The 21,330-nt window shown below is 58.8% G+C and carries 16 protein-coding genes and 1 pseudogene; 8 read left to right on the forward strand and 9 right to left on the reverse strand.

Annotated elements, in window-relative coordinates; translation table 11 throughout:
• Positions 1-15 precede the first annotated feature (15 nt).
• The 4 genes from BKD70_RS07630 to BKD70_RS07645 all read left to right on the forward strand — a co-directional run bounded on the left by BKD70_RS07630 (position 16) and on the right by BKD70_RS07645 (position 3,191).
• The gene (locus BKD70_RS07630; RefSeq protein ID WP_047273575.1) at positions 16-1,869 is read left to right on the forward strand and encodes a DUF4105 domain-containing protein; all 1,854 of its coding nucleotides are present in this window, start codon (positions 16-18) and stop codon (positions 1,867-1,869) included.
• Positions 1,870-1,884: 15 nt separating this feature from the next.
• Entirely contained in the window at positions 1,885-2,190 is a 306-nt protein-coding gene (locus tag BKD70_RS07635; protein WP_047273573.1) for a chorismate mutase, read from the forward strand.
• 89 nt (positions 2,191-2,279) lie between these two features.
• Positions 2,280-2,651, forward strand: coding sequence for a hypothetical protein (locus BKD70_RS07640; protein ID WP_047273572.1), 372 nt, complete (start codon positions 2,280-2,282; stop codon positions 2,649-2,651).
• Between the two features lie 45 nt (positions 2,652-2,696).
• Positions 2,697-3,191 (forward strand): GreA/GreB family elongation factor, encoded by a 495-nt coding sequence (locus BKD70_RS07645; RefSeq protein WP_047273571.1) that lies wholly within the window; start codon positions 2,697-2,699, stop codon positions 3,189-3,191.
• On the opposite strand, the gene gdhA is transcribed toward BKD70_RS07645, so the two are convergent.
• Entirely contained in the window at positions 3,188-4,525 is a 1,338-nt protein-coding gene (gene gdhA, locus BKD70_RS07650; protein ID WP_047273570.1) for an NADP-specific glutamate dehydrogenase, read from the reverse strand. The genes BKD70_RS07645 and gdhA overlap by 4 nt on opposite strands.
• Before the next feature lie 303 nt (positions 4,526-4,828).
• On the reverse strand, positions 4,829-6,496 hold the full coding sequence (ettA, locus tag BKD70_RS07655) for an energy-dependent translational throttle protein EttA (protein WP_047273569.1): 1,668 nt from the start codon (positions 6,494-6,496) through the stop codon (positions 4,829-4,831).
• A gap of 1,003 nt (positions 6,497-7,499) precedes the next feature.
• Here ettA and BKD70_RS07660 point away from each other — a divergent pair.
• Together BKD70_RS07660 and glyA are read left to right on the forward strand one after the other, a co-directional pair.
• Positions 7,500-10,649, forward strand: a pseudogene (locus tag BKD70_RS07660) (EAL domain-containing protein); the annotation flags it as partial.
• Between the two features lie 131 nt (positions 10,650-10,780).
• Positions 10,781-12,034, forward strand: a complete 1,254-nt coding sequence (gene glyA / locus BKD70_RS07665; protein WP_047273567.1) for a serine hydroxymethyltransferase — start codon at positions 10,781-10,783, stop codon at positions 12,032-12,034.
• Positions 12,035-12,115: 81 nt separating this feature from the next.
• On the opposite strand, the gene yjiA is transcribed toward glyA, so the two are convergent.
• The 3 genes from yjiA to BKD70_RS07680 all read right to left on the reverse strand — a co-directional run bounded on the left by yjiA (position 12,116) and on the right by BKD70_RS07680 (position 15,504).
• Positions 12,116-13,087 carry a GTPase gene (gene yjiA / locus BKD70_RS07670; protein WP_047273566.1) on the reverse strand — a complete coding sequence of 324 codons (972 nt, stop codon included), beginning with the start codon at positions 13,085-13,087 and terminating at the stop codon, positions 12,116-12,118.
• Positions 13,088-13,224: 137 nt separating this feature from the next.
• Positions 13,225-13,422 (reverse strand): YbdD/YjiX family protein, encoded by a 198-nt coding sequence (locus tag BKD70_RS07675; protein ID WP_047273565.1) that lies wholly within the window; start codon positions 13,420-13,422, stop codon positions 13,225-13,227.
• A gap of 15 nt (positions 13,423-13,437) precedes the next feature.
• Entirely contained in the window at positions 13,438-15,504 is a 2,067-nt protein-coding gene (locus BKD70_RS07680) for a carbon starvation CstA family protein (RefSeq protein ID WP_047273564.1), read from the reverse strand.
• 169 nt (positions 15,505-15,673) lie between these two features.
• Between BKD70_RS07680 and BKD70_RS07685 the strand changes: the two genes are divergently transcribed.
• Positions 15,674-16,045 (forward strand): PilZ domain-containing protein, encoded by a 372-nt coding sequence (locus BKD70_RS07685; RefSeq protein WP_047273563.1) that lies wholly within the window; start codon positions 15,674-15,676, stop codon positions 16,043-16,045.
• A gap of 3 nt (positions 16,046-16,048) precedes the next feature.
• On the opposite strand, the gene radA is transcribed toward BKD70_RS07685, so the two are convergent.
• From radA to katB, 3 genes are all read right to left on the reverse strand, one after another.
• Positions 16,049-17,416 carry a DNA repair protein RadA gene (gene radA, locus BKD70_RS07690; protein WP_047273562.1) on the reverse strand — a complete coding sequence of 456 codons (1,368 nt, stop codon included), beginning with the start codon at positions 17,414-17,416 and terminating at the stop codon, positions 16,049-16,051.
• Between the two features lie 46 nt (positions 17,417-17,462).
• Positions 17,463-17,993, reverse strand: coding sequence for an ankyrin repeat domain-containing protein (locus BKD70_RS07695; protein ID WP_047273560.1), 531 nt, complete (start codon positions 17,991-17,993; stop codon positions 17,463-17,465).
• Between the two features lie 63 nt (positions 17,994-18,056).
• Positions 18,057-19,598 carry a catalase KatB gene (katB, locus tag BKD70_RS07700; protein WP_047273559.1) on the reverse strand — a complete coding sequence of 514 codons (1,542 nt, stop codon included), beginning with the start codon at positions 19,596-19,598 and terminating at the stop codon, positions 18,057-18,059.
• 285 nt (positions 19,599-19,883) lie between these two features.
• Here katB and mscL point away from each other — a divergent pair, with 285 nt between their 5' ends.
• Positions 19,884-20,297: a large-conductance mechanosensitive channel protein MscL gene (mscL, locus tag BKD70_RS07705; protein ID WP_047273558.1), complete on the forward strand. Its 414-nt coding sequence runs from the start codon at positions 19,884-19,886 to the stop codon at positions 20,295-20,297.
• A gap of 66 nt (positions 20,298-20,363) precedes the next feature.
• Here the strand turns inward: mscL and BKD70_RS07710 are convergent, their stop codons facing one another.
• A complete protein-coding gene (locus BKD70_RS07710) occupies positions 20,364-21,140 on the reverse strand; it encodes a ferredoxin--NADP reductase (protein ID WP_047273557.1) in 777 nt (258 codons plus the stop codon).
• Between the last annotated feature and the right edge of the window lie 190 nt (positions 21,141-21,330).

Below are 21,330 nucleotides of genomic sequence, written 5' to 3' on the forward strand. Positions count from 1 at the left end.
CAACAGTTGCCCACCATGCTCAAACGCCTTGCCTATCTGGCGCTCTGTGCCTGCGCCCCGTTATATGCCGCGCCCCAAATCGACAATCAACGTGTGCAGCAGTTGGCCAACGACCCTTTCTGGATTTCCCTCGGGCATTACGAAGCCCGCACACTCGGAGGCTGGCGCAGTTACGTCAGCGACGACAAATTCTTCATCGCCCCCGACGGCGCCCAACACCCGGACGCAGAACTGCGTGCCACCGTCGAGGCGCTGTATTCGCCGTTGAGCCTGGGGGATAAACACCCGCAGTGCGTGTACCCGGCCCGCACCCGCTGGCTCAAGGCCCAATTGAACCTGACCGACCTGCCGCCAGCCCCCTGCGCGGAGTTCACGCAATGGTTCAAAGACGTGGCCCCGCACAGCACGGTCATGATTTTCCCGGCGGCCTACCTCAACAGCCCCTCATCGATGTTCGGTCACACCTTGCTGCGCATCGATCAGGCGGACGTGCAAAGCAACAAGACCGCGCTGCTGAGCTATGCAATCAACTTTGGCGCCTACATTGAAGGCTCCGACAACAGCATCCTGTATGCCTGGAAAGGGCTGGCCGGTGGCTACCCGGGCCTGTTCGCGCTGGTGCCGTATCAGGAAAAACTGTCGGAATACCGCAGCCTTGAAAACCGCGACCTGTGGGAATACCGGCTCAACCTGACCCCCGAAGAAACGCAACGCATGGTCGAGCACGTGTGGGAGCTGAAACAAATCCAGTTCGACTACTTCTTCTTCGATGAAAACTGCTCATATCGCTTGCTGGAGCTGCTGCAAGTGGCGCGCCCCGGCCTGCAACTGACCACCCAATTCCCGCTGACTGCCATCCCCACCGACACCGTCAAGGCCGTCAAGGAAGCAGGCCTGGTCGAAAGTATCGAATACCGGCCGTCCCGCGAGCGCGAGCTGCTGGACCGGGCCAAAGCCCTCGACCCTGAAGAACAGCAATGGGTGCTGCAGGTCAGCGCGGATCAGAAACAATTGCAAAACCCGGATTTCAAAGCACTGCCCAGCGCGCGTCAGGCGTTGATTATCGATGCGGCGTATCGCCTTGAACGCTACCGCGCCAACGGCCTGGAGCGAGACACCGACCGTTCGCAGCGCAGCTTTGAACTGCTGCGCGCGATCAACCAAAATCCGGCCCCGCAGCTGCATGTCGAAAAACCCGAGCTGCCAGAAAACGGCCACCAATCGCGTACCTGGCAAGTGGGCGTCGGCAGCCGTGATGACAAGGCTTTTGGCGAGTACGGCCTGCGCATGGCCTACCACGACCTCAACGACAACGCGCCGGGCTTCCCGTTGGGCGCGCAAATCGAAATCCTGCAACTCAAACTGCGCCAGTACGAAGGCAACCACTGGCAAATCCAGCAGTTGGACCTGGCCAACATCCGCTCCCTGACCCCGCGCAATGACTTGCTCAAGCCGTGGTCCTGGCAAGTGGGTGGCGGGCTGGAGCGCGTGCTCGGCAAACATGGCGATGAAACCCTCGTCAGCCACGTTAACGGCGGCGCAGGTGGCACCTGGCAACTGGCTGACGAGGTACTGGGTTTTGCCCTCGGCACCGTGCGCGTGGAGCACAACAACGACTTCGCGGCGTTCGTGTCACCTGCGGCGGGCTTTAACACCGGCGTGCTGTGGCGCAACCCGATCGGCAACCTGAGCCTGGAAGCCAAGGGCGATTACTTCACCAACGGTGAAATACGCCGCACCTTAAGCCTGAATCAACAATGGGAACTGTCGCGCAACCTCGGTTTACGCCTGACAGCCCAGCGCGAATTCAGCCACCTGACCTCGCCAGTGAACGAAGTGATGCTGGAAGTGAAGTGGTATCACTACTGATGGGAGCTTCACCACATGACAGTCACGTGCCACAGCCTTGAAGAAGTGCGCTCACACATCGACGAACTGGACCGCCAGATCGTCGGCCTGATCGCACAGCGCGGGGCGTATGTTTCGCAGGCTGCGCGGTTTAAAAAGGACAGCAACGCGGTCAAAGCCCCGCAACGCGTGGAGCAGGTTTTCCTCAAAGTCAGGGCATTGGCCGACGAACTCGGTGCCAACCCGCAGGTCACCGAACAGGTGTACCGCGCCATGATCGCGGCCTTTATCCAGCAGGAACTGGCTGAACAGTCAGCTCTCGGGGCTCAACCTGATCACTGACATCGCATTGACATCGGCTTGACGCCCCACTCACAGATCCCGGCCTACACTCACCGCATCAGCCGTTCAACGGTGCACTGAGGTGGGTTATGTGGCGCAGGTGTGTGGGGTTGGGGATGCTGATTGTGCTGTTGGCCGGGTGTGAGACCACCCATCAGGACCTGCTGGCCAAAGGGTATCCTCCCGCCTTTGCAGACGGTTTCGATGATGGGTGCAGCAGTGGCCGGCAAGCGGCCGGGGTGATAACGGGGGAATTCAAGAAAAACGTCCCGCGCTACCTGAAGGATTCGACCTACGCTCAAGGGTGGGATGATGGCTTTCGCCAATGTAAGGCCATGCGCGAAAACCAGGACCGGGAGCAATATCAGGACCGTCATTGGGATGAGCGCGAACGCGATTGGCAACACGAGAAGGATGTCGACGCTGCTCGTGCTTATCGCTCGCACTCATCTGAACCTTGATCGGCCCGCGGGCTCTCAACCTTATCGCCATAAGGGACAGTTGCCATGAGCCGCGCATTTGTAAACGAAGACAGCGCTGCTGACCACGCCAATGCCCCCATTGAGCGTCAGGTCAGCAGCCAGCCCAATTACGTCACCGCCCAAGGTCATGCTTTATTGCAGGCCAAAGTCAGTGAGCTACAGGCTGAGCATGCTCACGAGGCGGCGAAAGGGGATGAGGCCGACAAGCAGCGTTTGGCTGATCTTGATCGCGACCTGCGCTATTTCAATCAGCGCTTGCTCAGCGCACAGGTGGTCGCGCCCGCGACTTCGTCGCAGAAGGTGCAGATAGGCAGTTGGGTGACGTTCGTCGATGAACACGACAATGAGCAACGGGTGCAACTGGTCGGCGAAGACGAGGCCGATGCCACGAAGGGTTTAATCAACTGGGGCTCGCCACTGGGCCGTGCGCTGTTGGGCGCAGGCCCCGGCGATGAAGTGTTGTGGCTTCGACCTGCCGGGGATTTGCAGGTCGAGATCGTTCGCGTGGACCCGGCTTAAACCACGCCCTGCGCGAGCATGGCATCGGCCACTTTGACGAAACCGGCGATGTTGGCGCCTTTGACGTAGTTGATGCGGCCGTTTTCTTCACCGTAGTGAACGCAGGCGTGGTGGATCGATTGCATGATGTTGTGCAACTTGCTGTCCACCTCACCCGCCGTCCACAGCAAGCGCATGGCGTTCTGCGACATTTCCAGACCGCTCACGGCCACACCGCCCGCATTGGAGGCTTTGCCCGGTGCGAACAAAATGCCCGCCTCGATAAACAGGTCCACCGCTTCCAGCGTGGTCGGCATGTTGGCGCCTTCGGCCACGCACCCACAGCCATTGCTCAGCAATGTGCGAGCGGCTTCGGCGTCCAGTTCGTTCTGTGTTGCGCAAGGCAGCGCAATGTCACAGGGCAGATGCCACGGATGCTGGCCCGCCAGAAATTCCAGACCAAATTGCGCCGCCAGTTCGCTGATACGTCCGCGCTTGACGTTTTTCAGCTCCATCAGCGCTTCCCACTGCGCGTCGTCCAGACCGGCTTCGCAATACAGGGTGCCTTCGGAGTCCGAGAGCGAAATGACTTTGCCGCCCAGGTCCATGACTTTGCGCGCGGCATATTGCGCCACGTTACCCGAGCCGGAAATCGCAACCCGCTTGCCATCAATACGCTGGCCGCTGCGCTTGAGCATTTCCTGCGCAAAATAGACGCAGCCAAACCCGGTGGCTTCCGGGCGAATCAGGCTACCGCCGTAGCTCATGCCTTTGCCGGTCAATACGGAGGTGAACTGGTTGCTCAGGCGTTTGTATTGGCCAAAGAGGAAGCCAATCTCACGGGCGCCGACGCCGATATCGCCAGCGGGCACGTCCACGTCCGAACCGATATGGCGGTACAGCTCGCTCATGAAGGCCTGGCAGAAACGCATGACTTCCGCGTCGCTCTTGCCCTTGGGGTTGAAATCCGAGCCACCCTTGCCGCCGCCCATGGGCAGCGAGGTCAGGGAGTTTTTGAAGGTTTGTTCAAACGCCAGGAACTTCAACACCCCCAAATTCACCGACGGGTGGAAGCGCAAGCCACCTTTGTAAGGGCCAATGGCGCTGTTCATCTGAATGCGGAAGCCGCGGTTAACCCGCACTTTGCCTTCGTCATCCACCCATGACACGCGAAACACAATTGCCCGCTCAGGTTCGCAAATACGTTCGAGAATCCCGGAAGTCAGGTAGTGCGGATTGGCTTCGAGAAAAGGCCACAGGCTGCGCAGGACTTCTTCCACCGCCTGGTGGAATTCTGGCTGGTCTGGGTCGCGTTTTTTGAGGCGGGCAAGGAAGTGCTCGACGGATTCGATCATGGGTAAGTCTCGGCAAATTTATTGTCGTTAAACGGAGATTGGCCGGAACTTTATCAATTCATGTCGCACCGCGACAGCGCAAAATGTCGCAGTTCTGAATTTAAATGGTGCTTTTCTATAAATAGCGATGATTTTTAGAGGTTTTGCGCACCAAAAATGTGAATTCTGTACCCACTTCTGCACCCCTTTTAAGCGTTAAACCGGTGAAATCCTGAAACGTGGCAAGCCGGGCCCTGACGGCGGAAATAGCACACGCCAAAAAAAACGGAGCCCCATGGGGCTCCGCTTTTGTAAAAACCGGCCTTACTGAGCCAGTTTTTTGTGGCGCACGCGGTGCGGCTGGGTGGCCGCCTCACCGAGGCGCTTTTTACGGTCAGCTTCGTACTCGGTGTAGTTACCTTCAAAGAAGACCGCTTGCGAGTCGTCTTCGTAGGCCAGGATGTGCGTCGCCACACGGTCAAGGAACCACCGGTCGTGAGAGATCACAATGGCGGCGCCAGGGAAGTCCAGCAGTGCTTCTTCAAGCGAACGCAAGGTCTCAACGTCAAGGTCGTTAGACGGTTCGTCGAGCAGCAGCACGTTGGCGCCCTCTTTCAGGGTCAGGGCCAGGTGCAAGCGACCTCGCTCACCACCGGACAGGTCCTTGACGAACTTCTGTTGATCGCCCCCTTTGAAGTTGAAACGCCCGACATAGGTACGCGAAGGGATTTCATAGTTGCCGATGCGGATGACATCCGAACCGTCAGAAATGGCCTGGAACACCGTCTTGCTGCCGTCCAGGTCATCGCGGCTCTGATCAACGCACGCCAACTGAACGGTTTCACCGATTTCGATGCTGCCCGAATCCGGCTGCTCTTTGCCCATCAGCATGCGGAACAGGGTGGATTTACCCGCACCGTTACCGCCGATCACGCCAACGATGGCGCCTTTAGGCATGGCGAACGACAGGTTGTCGATCAGCACGCGATCGCCGTAACCCTTGGAGACGTTCTTGAACTCGATCACCTTGTCACCCAGGCGCGGACCGGCCGGGATGTAGATTTCATTGGTCTCGCTGCGCTTCTGGAATTCCTGCGATTGCAGTTCTTCAAAGCGTTGCAGACGGGCCTTGGATTTGGACTGACGCGCCTTGGCGCCTTTACGCACCCATTCCAGCTCGTCTTTCATGGCCTTTTCGTGGGCCGACTGTTGCTTGGATTCCTGGGCCAGACGATCGGACTTGGCTTCAAGCCAGCCCGAATAGTTGCCCTCGTAAGGAATACCGGCGCCGCGGTCGAGTTCCAGAATCCAGCCGGCTACGTTGTCCAGGAAGTAACGGTCGTGCGTAATCGCAACCACGGTGCCCGGGAAATCGTGCAGGAAGTGCTCCAGCCAAGCGACGGAGTCGGCGTCCAGGTGGTTGGTCGGTTCGTCGAGCAGCAACATGTCCGGGGCCGAGAGCAGCAGGCGGCACAAGGCCACACGACGCTTCTCACCACCCGACAGGTGTTCAACCTTCGCGTCCCATGCGGGCAGGCGCAGCGCGTCGGCGGCGACTTCCAGCTGGCGCTCCAGGTTGTGGCCGTCGCCCGCTTGCAAGATGGCTTCAAGCTTGGCCTGTTCGGCGGCCAGCTTGTCGAAGTCGGCATCCGGGTCAGCGTATTCGGCGTAAACCTGGTCCAGACGCGCTTGGGCGTCCTTGATCACGCTCACGGCCTCTTCAACCACTTCGCGCACGGTTTTGCTCGGGTCCAGTTGCGGCTCTTGCGGCAGGTAGCCGATGTTCAAGTCCGGCATTGGACGGGCTTCGCCGTCGAACTCGGTGTCGACGCCAGCCATGATTTTCAACAGGGTGGATTTACCCGAACCGTTCAGACCGAGTACGCCGATCTTGGCGCCCGGGAAAAACGACAGGGAGATGTTTTTCAGGATTTCCCGCTTCGGCGGAACAACTTTGCTCAGCCGATGCATGGTGAAAACGTATTGAGCCATGGTGAACCTAGCGTCAGTGACAGGTGATTAAGGCGCGAGCAATGCACGGCTCAGGCCATAGCAGAAGGACAGGGATTGATCTGGGTCAATGCCTGTTCATGTAAAAAGCCTGAGTGTAGGAGCCCTTGTGCCCCCGCGTAACCGGCAAAGCTACCTGAATGCGCAGTGCAGGGCAAACCAGCGCCCACCAAGGGGCTGGCACTTTGCCACAGTCCAAGGCATGCTAGCCGCCCTTTGGGCGTCCCGCTTATAGTGCGTATCGCACCATTGCAGCCAATCGCAGGATCACAGCTTGCCCAACGTCACACCGTCTAACCCCGCGCGTGCTCCAGGCCCATGGCTCGGCACCCCCGTGCGCGGCACGTTAAAAGGCGCGCTGGCCACGTTGGTCCTGCTTTTACTGGGCATGTTGTTCTGGCTGCTGATCGAGCAATTTCAGTCCACCGTCGAGCATCAGCGCCAATACAGCGCCACGTACAGCACCGACCTGGCAGATCACGTCAACCTGAGCATGGGCCTGCGGGCGGAGATGGCACTCAAACTGCTGCCTGCCCGGCCATCCCCGGTCACCCTGCAACAGTTGCGCGCGCAGGCCAGCCAGATGGTGCAGTCGCTGCCCTCGTTGCAAAGCCTGGCCCTGCTCAGCCCTGAGGGCGAGGTGCTGCTCGACAGCGGCGGCATCAGCCCGGACGCCGCCTATCTGCGGGACTGGATCAAACATAATCAATCGCGCAAAAGCACCGACGGCTATTACTTCAGCAACAACAGCGACGCCAGCACCCTTTATTTACTGCTGGATAAACCCGACCGCCCGACGCGCGGCTACTGGCTGCTGCGCCTGAACCCGGACCTGCTGAACAAACTGACCCAGCAAACCATTCACGGCGACCGGCCGCAGTGGCTGATCGAAAATGCGCTGACCCATAAAGTGCTGCGCCACAGCGCAGTGCCGGTTACACCGGCTTCCACCCTCACCGCACAGGATCAGGCCGATACAGTCGTGTTGATGCCGTTGAGCCACAGCGACTGGCAACTGCGCGGGCTGTTCAATAAAGAGCAGGTGGTCGAGCAACTGCTGCCCGGACTCATCGGTAAATGCCTGCTTGGCCTGCTGTTTTCGCTGCTACCGTTGATCGCACTGATCAACCTGCGCCGCCGCCAGCGTCAGGCCCATGAAGGGCGTCGCCGTTATCACGACATATTTGAAGGCACCGGCGTCGCCCTGTGCGTGCTTGACCTCTCGAGCCTGCCGGGCTTTCTCGAACGCGAGCAACTGTATGACAGCGCTGCGCTCAAACACTGGCTGAACAACAACCCCGTGCAGCGCCAGCATTTGTGCGAACAGTTACGCATCACTGAAGTCAATCAGGTGGCATTGCACTTGCTGGACGTGGATTCGTGCGAAGGCGCCTGGGAAAAGCTGATCAACGGTTGCCCGAACACCACCTCGGCCATCAGTTATCAAGTCATCGAGGCCGTGCTCAACCACCAACAGCAACTTGAGCTGGAAATCACCCTCGTCGACGCCAAGGGGCAGGACCAGCATTTATGGCTGGTGCTGCGTTTGCCGCAAGACCGCAGCGATCATCAGGCCGTGATCTTGAGCATCAGCGACATCACCAGCCGCAAGCTGATCGAGCTGTCGCTGCAAGAGCGCGAGAGCTTCTGGTCGGATGTGGTGCGCACCGTGCCGGACCACTTGTACGTGCAGGACGTCATCAGCCAGCGGATGATTTTCAGCAACCACCATCTGGGCCACACCCTGGGCTACAACGCCACCGAATTGCAGCAAATGGGCGCTTACTTCTGGGAACTGCTGCTGCACCCCGAAGATGCCGAGCATTACCACCTGATGCGCAAGCAACAGCGCCACAGCGGCTACGCGCACCTGCTGCAATGCCAGTTGCGTTTTCGTCATAGCAACGGCGTGTGGCGGCGCTTCGACATCCGTGAACAGGCGCTGGCGCGAGACGCCTACGATCAAGTCACGCGTATCGTCGGGGTGGCCAAAGACATCACCGATCAGATCGAAGCCAGCGAATCGTTGCGTGACAGCGAGCAACGCTACCGGATGCTGGCCGAAAGCATCAGTGATGTGATTTTTTCAACCAACAATGCGTTGAAGCTCAACTATGTCAGCCCGTCCGTCCAAACCGTACTGGGCTTTGACGCCGAATGGGTGTTCACCCACGGTTGGCAATCAACCATTGCCAACCCGCAACAACTGGCCGGTGTGTACAGCCTGATCGAACAAGTCAGTCGCGCGCTGGACAAGCCCGAACAACTGGCCGCCCTGCGCACCCAACTCGACACTCAACTGTTCCTGTTCGATTGCCTGCGGGCCGACGGGCGCAAGATCCCCATCGAATTGCGTCTGGTACTGGTGTGGGATGAGAACGATGCGTTCGAAGGCATCCTCGGGGTCGGACGTGATATCAGTCAGCAACGCCGCGCCGAAAAAGACCTGCGCATGGCCGCCACGGTATTTGAGCACTCGACCTCGGCCATCCTCATTACCGACCCCGCGGGTTATATCGTGCAGGCCAACGAGGCCTTCAGCCGAGTCAGCGGCTACGCCGTGTCGCAAGTGCTCGACCAGTTGCCGAGCATGCTCACCGTCGATGAGCAGCAACAGGCGCATTTGCACTACGTGCTCAAGCAACTGCACCAGCACAACACGTGGGAAGGCGAAATCTGGCTCAAGCGCCTGAACGGTGAACACTACCCGGCGTGGGTCGGCATCACGGCCGTGTTCGATGACGAAGGCGATCTGGCCAGCTATGTGTGCTTCTTCAGCGACATCAGCGAACGCAAGGCCAGTGAACAGCGCATTCATCGCCTGGCCTATTACGACGCCCTGACCCACCTGCCAAACCGCACGTTGTTCCAGGACCGTCTGCACACCGCGCTGCAACAGGCTGAACGCAATAAGTCGTGGGTGGTGCTGATGTTCCTCGACCTTGACCGGTTCAAGCCGATCAATGACTCGCTGGGCCACGCCGCGGGCGATCGCATGCTCAAAGACATGGCCATTCGCCTGCTTGCTTGCGTGGACAACGACGACACCGTGGCGCGCATGGGCGGCGATGAATTCACCCTGTTGCTGCAACCCCGTGCGACCCGCGAGATGGCACTCAACCGCGCCATCAGCGTCGCTGAACAGATCCTCGCCAGCCTGGTGAAGCCGTTTGTGCTGGAGAGCCGCGAGTTCTTTGTCACGGCCAGTATCGGCATCGCCCTGAGCCCGCAGGATGGCAACGAGCTCAGCCAGTTGATGAAAAACGCCGACACGGCGATGTACCACGCCAAGGAGCGTGGCAAAAACAACTTCCAGTTTTACCAAGCGGACATGAACGCCAGCGCCCTGGAGCGGCTGGAGCTGGAAAGCGACCTGCGCCATGCCTTGGAGCAGCAAGAGTTCATCCTCTATTACCAACCGCAGTTCAGCGGCGACGGCAAACGCCTGACCGGCGTCGAAGCGTTGCTGCGCTGGAACCACCCGCGTCGTGGCCTGGTGCCACCGGGCGACTTTATCCCGGTACTTGAAGAACTGGGGCTGGTGGTGGATGTGGGCGACTGGGTGCTGGCCGAGTCGTGCCGTCAGCTCAAGCAATGGCACCAAGCCAAAGTGCGCGTGCCGAAAGTCTCGGTCAACATCTCGGCGCGGCAATTTTCCGACGGCCAGTTGGGCACGCGCATCGCCACTATTCTCAAGGACACCGGCCTGCCCCCGGCCTGTCTGGAGCTGGAACTGACCGAGAGCATCCTGATGCGCGAAGTGAGCGAGGCGCTGCAAATCCTTGCCAGCCTGAAAATCCTCGGCCTGAGCATTGCCGTGGACGACTTCGGCACGGGGTATTCGTCGCTCAACTACCTCAAGCAGTTCCCTATCGACGTGCTGAAAATCGACCGTACCTTTGTCGACGGCCTGCCCGAAGGTGAACAGGACGCGCAGATCGCCCGTGCCATCATCGCCATGGCCCACAGCCTGAACCTGGCCGTGATCGCCGAAGGTGTCGAAACCCACGAGCAACTGAATTTCCTGCGTGAACACGGCTGCGATGAAGTGCAGGGCTATCTGTTCGGGCGCCCCATGCCTGCGCGGCAGTTTGAAGCCCATTTCAGCCAGGAAGCCCTGCCGATGTTCGAGTAAGGCTTCAAAACCCGCTAAAAACCCGTACCTGAAAGCCACTTGTCTGCCACATGATTGCCTTTCATATGCCAGATAAAACCCGTTGGGTTAGAATGCCCTCCTTTTTCCGCCCCCGATCCTTGAGGACCGCCATGTTCAGCCGTGATTTGACACTTGCCAAGTTCGACGCCGACCTTTTTGCCGCCATGGAGCAAGAAGCTCAGCGCCAGGAAGAACACATTGAGCTGATCGCTTCGGAAAACTACACCAGCCCAGCGGTGATGGAAGCTCAAGGCTCGGTACTCACCAACAAATACGCCGAAGGTTATCCGGGCAAGCGTTACTACGGCGGCTGCGAATACGTCGACGTGGTTGAACAACTGGCCATCGACCGCGCCAAGGAACTGTTCGGTGCCGATTACGCCAACGTTCAGCCCCACGCCGGTTCCCAGGCCAACAGCGCGGTGTACCTGGCGCTGCTGTCGGCCGGCGACACCATTCTGGGCATGAGCCTGGCCCATGGTGGTCACTTGACCCACGGCGCAACCGTTTCGTCCTCGGGCAAGCTGTACAACGCGGTGCAGTACGGCATCGACGCCAATGGCCTGATCGACTACGACGAAGTCGAGCGTCTGGCCGTTGAGCACAAGCCAAAAATGATCGTGGCCGGTTTCTCCGCTTACTCGCAGATCCTGGACTTCCCGCGCTTCCGTGCCATCGCTGACAAAGTCGGCGCTTACCTGTTCGTGGACATGGCCCACGTGGCCGGCCTGGTTGCAGCGGGCGTTTACCCGAACCCGGTTCCGTTCGCGGACGTGGTCACCACCACCACCCACAAAACCCTGCGCGGCCCACGCGGCGGCCTGATCCTGGCCAAAGCCAACGCCGACATCGAGAAGAAGCTGAACTCCGCTGTCTTCCCGGGTTCGCAAGGCGGCCCGCTGGAACACGTGATCGCCGGTAAAGCCGTGTGCTTCAAAGAAGCCCTGCAACCTGAGTTCAAGGTTTACCAGCAACAAGTGGTGAAGAACGCCCAGGCCATGGCTTCGGTGTTCATCGAGCGCGGTTATGACGTGGTTTCGGGCGGTACTGAAAACCACCTGTTCCTGCTGTCGCTGATCAAGCAGGACATCTCGGGTAAAGACGCTGACGCCGCACTGGGCAAGGCCTTCATCACCGTGAACAAAAACTCCGTGCCGAACGACCCACGTTCCCCGTTCGTGACCTCGGGCCTGCGTTTCGGTACACCGGCTGTGACCACCCGTGGCTTCAAAGTTGAAGAATGCCGCGAGTTGGCTACCTGGATCTGCGACATCCTGGACGACATCACCAACGAAGCCGTGATCGACGCCGTTCGCGAGAAAGTCAAAGCCATCTGCAAGAAGCTGCCGGTTTACGGCAACTGAGTGTCACTGGCTAAATAAAAAGCCCGGCGCGTGAGCCGGGCTTTTTTATGAGTGCTGCAAAGAAATGAGGCGGGCGCCCTCTCACTCGCTCCCGAGGCGCGCAAACCCCTCGCGAATCTTCTCTTCGGGCAGGTCGTCGGCAATAAACACCATCACACTGTCACGCACCTCTCCCTCAGCCCACTCCGTGTCCCAGTCAAAGCCATACAACTTCAGCACCCCTTGAAACACCAGGCGCCGGGCCTCGCCCGCGATATTGAGTACGCCTTTGTAACGCAGCAGTTGCGTGCCATGGTCTTCAAGCAGTTCATTCATGAATTCGCTCAGGCGATCGATGTCCAGCGGCTTGTCAGTGCGCAGCACCAGGCTGGAGATACGGTCAACAGACGCTGCCGGCTGCACCGGACGTAAACTCACCGCGCCGCCCAAGTCGGCATTAAGGTTAAAACCGCGCACGTCCAGCAACTCCGCCAGATCGATTTTGCCGTGCTCGACCACGCGAATCGGTGCGCGACGGTTGATACGGGTCAACCGCTCACTCAGGGCATCGAAGGTCGCGTCGTCCACCAGGTCGCGCTTACTCACGAGCAAACGATCCGCAAAGCCAATCTGGGCCTGGGCGATGGTCTGCGTCAGGTGAACCTGCGCATGGGCCGCATCCACCAGGGTGATAATGCCGTCCAGCAGGTAGCGCTCACGCAGTTCTTCATCGATGAAAAAGGTCTGCGCCACCGGCGCCGGGTCGGCCAGGCCAGTGCACTCGATCACCAACCGGTCAAAGGCAATCTCGCCGCTGTCCAGCCGCTCAAGCAGCAGGTAAAGGGCTTTGGTCAGGTCAGTATGGATGGTGCAGCACACGCAGCCATTGGCCAGCGTCATGACCTGCACCGGTTCGTCGCCCAACAGTTGGGTGTCGATCCCGGCATCGCTGAATTCGTTTTCGATCACGGCAATTTTGAGGCCGTGTTCGGCCTTGAGCAGGTAACGCAACAACGTGGTTTTGCCAGCCCCCAAGAAGCCGCTGAGGATGGTGACGGGGATGGGAGAGGACATGCAGTCTCCTTGAAGATGGGTGTGCAGATACGAAAACAGGAGCGGGCCTGTTCGCCAAGACACGGGGCATTCAACAGGATCGTTGACTGGCACCACACCTTCACGAACACGCCCGCTCCTGCACAAGGGCTAGCGGGTTAGCAGCACTTGGGGCCACCCTTGCCGCCGTACCGGGCCTCCTGGCGTTCGCGGAAGAACGCCTCATAACTCATGACCGGCTTGTCCGGGTGTTTAGTGCGCATATGCTCGACGTAATTGTCGTAGTCAGGCATGCCGACCATCAGGCGTGCAGCCTGACCGAGGTATTTACCGAGGCGACTCAGGTCGTTGAACATGTTTGCAGCCCTCTGTCACTCTTGCGGCATGGCCTGGAATGGCGCTTCTTTATCGGTACGTTCTTTGGTGCCCCAAGCGGCAATGCCGACTTTGAGCGCATAGAAGAGGATGCTGAAGACCACGAACAGGAACAGCACGGTCAAGCCCGCGTTGGTGTACGCGTTGATAATCACGTGCTGCATCTGGTCGATGTTTTTGGCCGGGGCAATCACTTGGCCCGCGTCCAGCGCCGTGCTGTATTTGTTGGCCAGCGCCAGGAAGCCCACCGCCGGGTTGGCATCGAACAGCTTGATGAAGCCTGCCGTGGTGGTGCAGATCAGCAGCCAGACCGCAGGCAGCATGGTCACCCAGATATAACGCTGGCGCTTCATTTTGATCAGCACAACCGTGGCCAGCATCAGCGCGATACCTGCCAGCATCTGGTTGGAGATACCAAACAGCGGCCACAAGGTGTTGATGCCGCCCAGCGGATCGATCACGCCCTGATACAGCAGATAGCCCCACATCGCCACACAGCCGGCCGTGGCAATCAGGTTGGCGGGCCATGATTCGGTGCGTTTGAGGGCAGGCACGAAGCTGCCGAGCAAGTCTTGCAGCATGAAACGACCGGCACGCGTACCGGCATCGACGGCCGTCAGGATGAACAAGGCCTCGAACAAAATAGCGAAGTGATACCAGAACGCCATGGTGTTCTCGCCCGGCAACACGTGGTGCAGGATTTGCGCGATACCGACTGCGAGGGTCGGTGCGCCGCCCGCACGTGCCAGAACGGTGGTTTCACCAATGTCCTGAGCCAACGCCGTCAGTGCATCCGGCGTGATTGCAAACCCCCAACTGGTGACTGTTTGCGCCACGCTGACCACGTCCGAACCGACGATCGCAGCCGGACTGTTCATGGCGAAGTACACGCCTGGCTCGATCACCGAAGCGGCAACCATTGCCATGATGGCGACGAACGACTCCATCAACATGCCGCCATAGCCGATGTAACGGGCGTTGGTTTCGTTATCCAGCAACTTGGGCGTGGTGCCCGAGGAAATCAGTGCGTGGAAACCCGAGACCGCACCGCAGGCAATGGTGATGAACAGGAAGGGGAACAGGCCGCCTTTCCAGACCGGGCCATTGCCATCGATGAATTGGGTAACGGCTGGCATTTTCAGCTCGGGCATGGTGATCAGAATGCCGATCGCCAAGGCCACGATGGTGCCGATTTTAAGGAAGGTGGACAGGTAATCGCGCGGAGCCAGCACCAGCCATACAGGCAGCACTGCCGCGACAAAACCGTAACCGATCAGCATCCAGGTGATTTGCACGCCCGTGAAGGTGAACACGTGCGCCCACTCAGGGTCGGCGGCGATCTGGCCCCCCAGCCAGATAGAGCCCAGCAGCAACAACACACCCACGATGGAGATTTCACCAATGCGGCCCGGGCGGATGTAGCGCATGTAAATGCCCATGAACATCGCAATCGGGATGGTGGCCATCACCGTGAACATGCCCCACGGGCTTTCAGCCAGGGCTTTGACCACGATCAGCGCCAACACCGCGAGGATGATGATCATGATCAGGAAGCAGCCAAACAGCGCAATGGTGCCCGGCACCTTGCCCATTTCTTCACGCACCATGTCGCCCAGCGAGCGGCCATTGCGGCGTGTGGACATGAACAGCACCATGAAGTCCTGCACCGCACCGGCCAGCACGACGCCAGCAATCAGCCAGAGCGTACCGGGCAAGTACCCCATTTGCGCAGCCAGCACCGGCCCGACCAACGGTCCGGCGCCTGCGATGGCGGCAAAGTGGTGTCCGAAAAGAATGTGTTTGTTGGTCGGCACGTAGTCCAGACCGTCGTTGTTGACGACCGCAGGCGTGGCCCGGCTCGGGTCCAGCTGCATCACCCGGGTGGCAATGAACAGACTGTAATAACGGTAAGCGACCAGATAGATGGCAACGGCGGCCACCACGATCCACAAGGCGTTGATCGCCTCACCCCGACGCAATGCCACTACGCCAAGGGCGCAGGCTCCTACAATTGCCAGCACCAGCCACGGAATGTGGCGGAGCAGGCTATTTTTATTATTCATTTTTATATTCCGGCCAGTTGGACAAGAAGGACTGCCCCCGGAGTTTAGCGCTCCCAGCACTAAAGACCACCCCCTGACGTTGGTCTAGAGCCTTCTTAGCGCGGTTTTTTTCATCACTGGCAATCGCCGGATCGGGACTATAGTTCAGGCACGCCCGGAGGATTTGACCATGCACACGCAGCCTGATGAACGTCGGCACTTTACCCGTATTGCATTCGATGCCCAGACCCGCATTAGCCAGGGGCCGCTGCACTGGTCGGTCAAACTGCTGGATGTATCGCTCAAGGGGCTGCTGATTGAAAAGCCGCTGGACTGGCACCCTGGCCCAGATTCTGTGTTTAGCGCCGACATCCACCTCAACGATGAGACGCACATCATCATGGACGTGCGCCTGGCCCACGCCGAAGCCCACAAACTGGGCTTTGAATGCACCCGCATCGACCAGCAGTCGATCAGCCACCTGCGTCGAGTGGTCGAACTCAACCTGGGCGATGAAGCGCTGCTTCAGCGCGAGTTAAAAGCCTTGATCAGCGAGCAGTGAACGTTATTCAAACAGGGCATCGAGCGCCTGCTCCAGGCGCGTCACCCCGATGATCTGCAAACCGGGCGGTGACTCTTTCGGGGCATTGCCCTTGGGGACGATGGCGCGTTTGAAGCCATGCTTGGCCGCTTCCTTGAGACGCTCTTGCCCGCTCGGCACCGGACGCACTTCGCCCGACAGGCCGACTTCCCCGAATACCAGCAAATCGTGGGGCAACGGGCGATTGCGCAAGCTCGACATCACCGCCGCCATCAAGGCCAGGTCAGACGCCGTTTCAAGCACTTTCACCCCGCCCACCACGTTGAGGAATACGTCCTGATCGTGGGTCGGGATGCCACCATGGCGATGCAACACGGCCAGCAACATGGCCAACCGGTTCTGATCCAGCCCCAATGTCACGCGCCGCGGGTTGGACATGTGGCTGTCGTCCACCAGCGCCTGCACTTCGACCAGCATCGGACGCGTGCCTTCCCAGGTCGCCATGACCACACTGCCCGGTACTTCTTCCTGCGCGCGCGTCAGGAAAATCGCTGACGGGTTGGACACTTCTTTCAGGCCTTTGTCGGTCATGCCGAACACGCCCAGTTCGTTGACGGCACCAAAACGGTTTTTCACCGCACGCAGCAGGCGCAAGCGTCCATCGGACTCGCCTTCGAAATACAGCACGGTATCGACCATGTGCTCCAGCACGCGAGGCCCGGCCAGCGCGCCTTCTTTGGTCACGTGGCCGACGAGGAAAATCGCCGTGCCACTGGATTTGGCATAACGCACCAGCAACGCCGCGCTTTCACGCACTTGCGAAACGCCACCCGGGGCCGATTGCAGTTGTTCGGTGAAAATGGTCTGGATTGAGTCGATCACCATGACCTTGGGTTTTTCGAGCTTGGCCGTGGCGATGATGCTTTCGATGCAGGTCTCGGTCATCACCTTGAGGCGGTCCTGCGGCAGCCCCAGGCGGCGGGCGCGCATGGCCACTTGCTGCTGGGACTCTTCGCCCGTCACGTACAACGCTGGCATGCGCGTGGCCATGTGACAGAGGGTTTGCAGCAGGATGGTGGATTTACCGATACCCGGATCGCCACCAATCAGCACCACAGAGCCGTCGACCAATCCGCCACCCAGCACGCGATCCAGCTCGCCGGATGCTGTGGAAAAACGCGGAATCTCTTCGATGCTGACTTCCGCCAGGGTTTTGAGCTGGGCTTGCTGCCCGGTCCAACCGGTGCGACCGCTGGGCGGTGCCGCAGAACCGCTTTCCACGACGGTTTCGACCAGCGTGTTCCAGACACCGCACTCGCCGCACTGCCCGGCCCACTTGGGAAACGTTGCACCGCACTCAGTGCAGCCGTAAATGCGCTTGGGCTTGGCCATCTGAACTCCACGGAAAAAAACGCGATGATAGCCCACTCGGCCTCAATCAGCGCGCCACCGGCATGCGGATTTCACCCTTGGCCAGCCGAGCGGCACTGTTACCCAACGGATCTTCGGCATTCAGGTCCGCGCCGTGGTGAGTCAGTTCGTTAAGCAACTCCACACGCTTAAACAGCCCCGCGTACATGGCGGCAGTCTGGCCTGCCTGGTTACGCTGGTCCGGGTTGCACTCGGTGGCCAGCAACCGGCGGGCAATCTTGAGCTCACCTTTGAAAATAGCGCCCATCAAGGCGGTGTTACCGCGTTTGTCCTGCACGCAGGCATTGGCCCCGGCGGCCAGTAAACGCTCGACCGCGTCGGACTGGCCGTGATACGCCGCCAGAATCAACGCGCTGTAGCCTTTGCTGTCCTGAGTGTCGAGGGCGTACCCCGACTCAATGAAGGTTTCGAGCATGGCCACATCACCTCGGCGGGCAGCGTCGAAGTAATAATCCTGAAGTTGCACGCGCATGTCCGGCTCATCGGCCTGAGCGCAGACACTGATAAACAGCACGGCGAACGGTATAAAAAAACGCATGGTGCGACCTCCCGGAGGTAAACCCTGCAACCACTGCCCAGCAGCGATTACAGGGAGTGCGTATTAGTCGACCAACTTGGCAGCCAGTGCCTTGACGCGGCTCAGGTCACCTTTTGCGACGTGGGTTACACCGGTTCCGTACTCAGGGTCCGCTTTATAGAGAAAGGACAGGATGATGTGTTTGCTTTCATCGTCCGTTGTCGCCAGCGAGCCGCCGAAACTGTCAATCAGGTCCTGACGGTCTTTCTTGCTGAATGACCGGTACAGATCGCCCGCCTGTTTGAAGTTCTGCTCACGCGCGATCTTCGCTTGCTGAGTCGTCCCCGACAGGGCCATCTCGCTGTAACGCGCGGTTTGCGGCTCTTGACGCGGTTCCAGGCGGCTCGGCTGGTAGTTCACACCCGTGGTGGTGTGACCGAGGTTCATCGCGCCATCCTGGTTGCCATTGTTGACGGCTACACGGGGAGCGTTGATGGGTAATTGCAGGGCGTTGGCCCCCAAACGGTACATTTGCGTGTCGGCGTAAGAGAAGACGCGGCCTTGCAGCAGACGGTCCTCCGACGGTTCGATACCCGGCACCAGGTTGGCAGGCGCCATGGCAACCTGTTCGGTTTCCTGGAACACGTTGGCCGGATTACGGTTCAGGACCATCTGACCCACTTTGCGCTCCGGCACATTCGGCCAGATCTTGGTGGCGTCCAGCGGGTCGAACTCGAAGGATTTCAGGTCTTCAGGCTTGAGCACCTGCACGTACAAGTCCCACTTGGGGAAGTCGCCGTTTTTGATGTGGGTGACCAGATCATTGCTCATGTGGCTGTAGTCTTTGCCCTGAACCTCAGTCACCTGTTTCGGATCAAGGTTTTTCTGCCCTTGCAGGCTTTTCCAGTGGAACTTCACATACCGCACGTCGCCCTTGGCATTCACCAGTTTGTACGCGTGGACACCGTTACCGTCCATTTCACGGTAGCTGGCCGGCGTGCCTGAGTTGGAGTACAGCTCAGTCAGGGTACGGGTCGCTTCCGGTACATGGGAGAAGAAATCGAAACGACGGGAATCATCATCCAGGTTGGTCCGCGGGTCAGGCTTGAAGGCATGCACCATGTCCGGGAACTTGATCGCGTCACGGATAAAGAACGTCGGGAAGTTGTTGCCGACCAAGTCCCAGTTACCGTCTGCGGTATAGAACTTGGTTGCAAAACCGCGTGGGTCGCGCAAGGTTTCGGGCGAGTGGTTGCCATGCACCACCGCCGAGAAACGCACAAACACCGGGGTGACTTCACCGCCAGCAAACACTTTGGCTTTGGTCAGATCGCTGAGGTCGTTGGTCACGGTGAACGTACCGTGAGCACCCGCACCACGGGCGTGTACGACCCGCTCAGGGATGCGCTCACGATCAAAACGCTGCAGCTTTTGCAGCAGTTGGACATCTTGCAACAGCACCGGGCCGTTGGCCCCGGCGGTTTGCGAATTCTGGTTATCGCCTACGGCAGCGCCGTTATCGCGGGTCAAGGTGGCGGCATGGACAGAAGCCGACAGTAGGCTGGCGCTCAACACACACAGCACGCGTCGCTGTGAAAACAGTCCGAAGCCAAGGGAGGTGGTCATGCGTAGATCCTCTAATCATTGGGGGCGCATCAACGTGCACGGTGCAAAGGCTAGAGGTCGGCGGGGCAAAGTCTAAATAGAAAGGTCTCAAGCAACCCATTAAGAAAAAAGTCTGGAGTTGAACCTCTGAGTCGCGTATTTGGCGGGCGCTGCCGAGTATTTGAAAACTTATGACGTACTGGCCGGTCGATAACAAACGCGTAGCCGCAAACAGCCAATCGGGCAAGATCCCCAAGGCTGATTTACACTGCGTTAACCAACCTCATCTGTAACAAGGAATAACCTATGGGCGTGATAAGTGAGTTCAAGGCCTTCGCGGTCAAAGGGAACGTGGTCGATATGGCCGTCGGTATTATCATCGGCGCGGCATTTGGCAAAATCGTTTCATCCTTCGTCGGCGATGTGATCATGCCTCCTTTGGGTTTGTTGATCGGTGGCGTGGATTTCAGTGACCTGGCCATTACGCTCAAAGCCGCCGTGGGCGATGCCCCGGCCGTTGTGCTTGCCTACGGTAAATTCATCCAGAGCGTGATCGATTTCATCATTGTGGCATTTGCCATCTTCATGGGCGTCAAGGCGATCAATCGCCTCAAGCGTGAAGAGGCTGTCGCGCCAAGCGCACCGCCGGTGCCAACCAAAGAAGAGGAGTTGCTGGGCGAAATTCGCGACTTGCTCAAGGTACAAAACAATCGGCCTTAAACCGGCTGTTAAAAAAACGGCGCCATCAGGCGCCGTTTTTATATGAGCGTCACTGAGGGAGCAGCCTTACCAATAGTTCTCGACCGCTATCTGCCCCGGCTTTCGCGTCAAGCTTAGCCGCATGGCTTTGTGTTTTAAAAGCGCGCGAACATCCTCAATCATTTGAGGATTACCGCATATCATCACCCGTGAATGCTCAGCCGTTAACGCTACACCTGCAGCACGCTCTAACTCGCCACTTTCAATAAGCGATGTCATTCGCTGATTCAATGCACCCGCGACTTTTTCACGTGTCACAACAGGCACATAGATAAACTTGTGCGCATATTCAGCCAAATACTCTCGCTGCATTAGTTGATGAATCAACGGCTGATAAGCCAGTTCTTTTTCTTCACGCGCACTGTAAACAAGAATGACGCGCTCGAACTTCTCCCACACTTCAAAGTCCTGAAGAATCGATAAAAATGGCGCCACCCCTGTGCCGGTTGCCAATAGCCATAAGTCGCGGCCATCCACAAACCGATTCAAGGTCAAGTACCCAAACGCCTGCCGATCAACCAGCAACGTATCACCCACTTGCAAACGGCTCAGCTCGCTGGTGAATTCGCCCCCCGGTACGACAATGGAGAAAAACTCGAGGAAGTCATCATGGGGCGACGACACCATCGAGTACGCGCGCCAGACCGTACTGCCGTCGGCTTTGGTCACGCCCAGCCGGGCAAACTGGCCTGCCGTGAAACGAAAACCCTTGTCCCGCGTGGTACGCAGGGTGAAAAGGCTCGGGGTCATAGGACGAACATCAAGCAGGGCCTGACGGGTGAATTTTTCTGCGCTGGCAGTCATGGTGCACTCCATTGGCTAGTGCCCTAGTGTCGCGCAAACGCCCCATAAGAAACACCGACGATTTGTGATGGCATTGTTTTGCCATCATCTAAAACGCGTTTTAAATAAACATTTTAAACATGGCGTGAATCGCACAAGTGTCATGTTCTTGGTGCAAAGCCGGCTACGAGAACAAGTAAGGTTTAATGGC

The organism is Pseudomonas sp. BS-2016, assembly GCF_001806145.1.
Taxonomy (GTDB): domain Bacteria; phylum Pseudomonadota; class Gammaproteobacteria; order Pseudomonadales; family Pseudomonadaceae; genus Aquipseudomonas; species Aquipseudomonas lundensis.

Bases quoted from the DNA above. Each gene is read 5' to 3' on its own strand.
- BKD70_RS07630 (WP_047273575.1), top strand. From the start codon at position 16: ATGCTCAAACGCCTTGCCTATCTGGCGCTCTGTGCCTGCGCCCCGTTA.
- BKD70_RS07635 (WP_047273573.1), top strand. From the start codon at position 1,885: ATGACAGTCACGTGCCACAGCCTTGAAGAAGTGCGCTCACACATCGAC.
- BKD70_RS07640 (WP_047273572.1), top strand. From the start codon at position 2,280: ATGTGGCGCAGGTGTGTGGGGTTGGGGATGCTGATTGTGCTGTTGGCC.
- BKD70_RS07645 (WP_047273571.1), top strand. From the start codon at position 2,697: ATGAGCCGCGCATTTGTAAACGAAGACAGCGCTGCTGACCACGCCAAT.
- gdhA (WP_047273570.1), bottom strand. From the start codon at position 4,525: ATGATCGAATCCGTCGAGCACTTCCTTGCCCGCCTCAAAAAACGCGAC.
- ettA (WP_047273569.1), bottom strand. From the start codon at position 6,496: ATGGCTCAATACGTTTTCACCATGCATCGGCTGAGCAAAGTTGTTCCG.
- glyA (WP_047273567.1), top strand. From the start codon at position 10,781: ATGTTCAGCCGTGATTTGACACTTGCCAAGTTCGACGCCGACCTTTTT.
- yjiA (WP_047273566.1), bottom strand. From the start codon at position 13,087: ATGTCCTCTCCCATCCCCGTCACCATCCTCAGCGGCTTCTTGGGGGCT.
- BKD70_RS07675 (WP_047273565.1), bottom strand. From the start codon at position 13,422: ATGTTCAACGACCTGAGTCGCCTCGGTAAATACCTCGGTCAGGCTGCA.
- BKD70_RS07680 (WP_047273564.1), bottom strand. From the start codon at position 15,504: ATGAATAATAAAAATAGCCTGCTCCGCCACATTCCGTGGCTGGTGCTG.
- BKD70_RS07685 (WP_047273563.1), top strand. From the start codon at position 15,674: ATGCACACGCAGCCTGATGAACGTCGGCACTTTACCCGTATTGCATTC.
- radA (WP_047273562.1), bottom strand. From the start codon at position 17,416: ATGGCCAAGCCCAAGCGCATTTACGGCTGCACTGAGTGCGGTGCAACG.
- BKD70_RS07695 (WP_047273560.1), bottom strand. From the start codon at position 17,993: ATGCGTTTTTTTATACCGTTCGCCGTGCTGTTTATCAGTGTCTGCGCT.
- katB (WP_047273559.1), bottom strand. From the start codon at position 19,598: ATGACCACCTCCCTTGGCTTCGGACTGTTTTCACAGCGACGCGTGCTG.
- mscL (WP_047273558.1), top strand. From the start codon at position 19,884: ATGGGCGTGATAAGTGAGTTCAAGGCCTTCGCGGTCAAAGGGAACGTG.
- BKD70_RS07710 (WP_047273557.1), bottom strand. From the start codon at position 21,140: ATGACTGCCAGCGCAGAAAAATTCACCCGTCAGGCCCTGCTTGATGTT.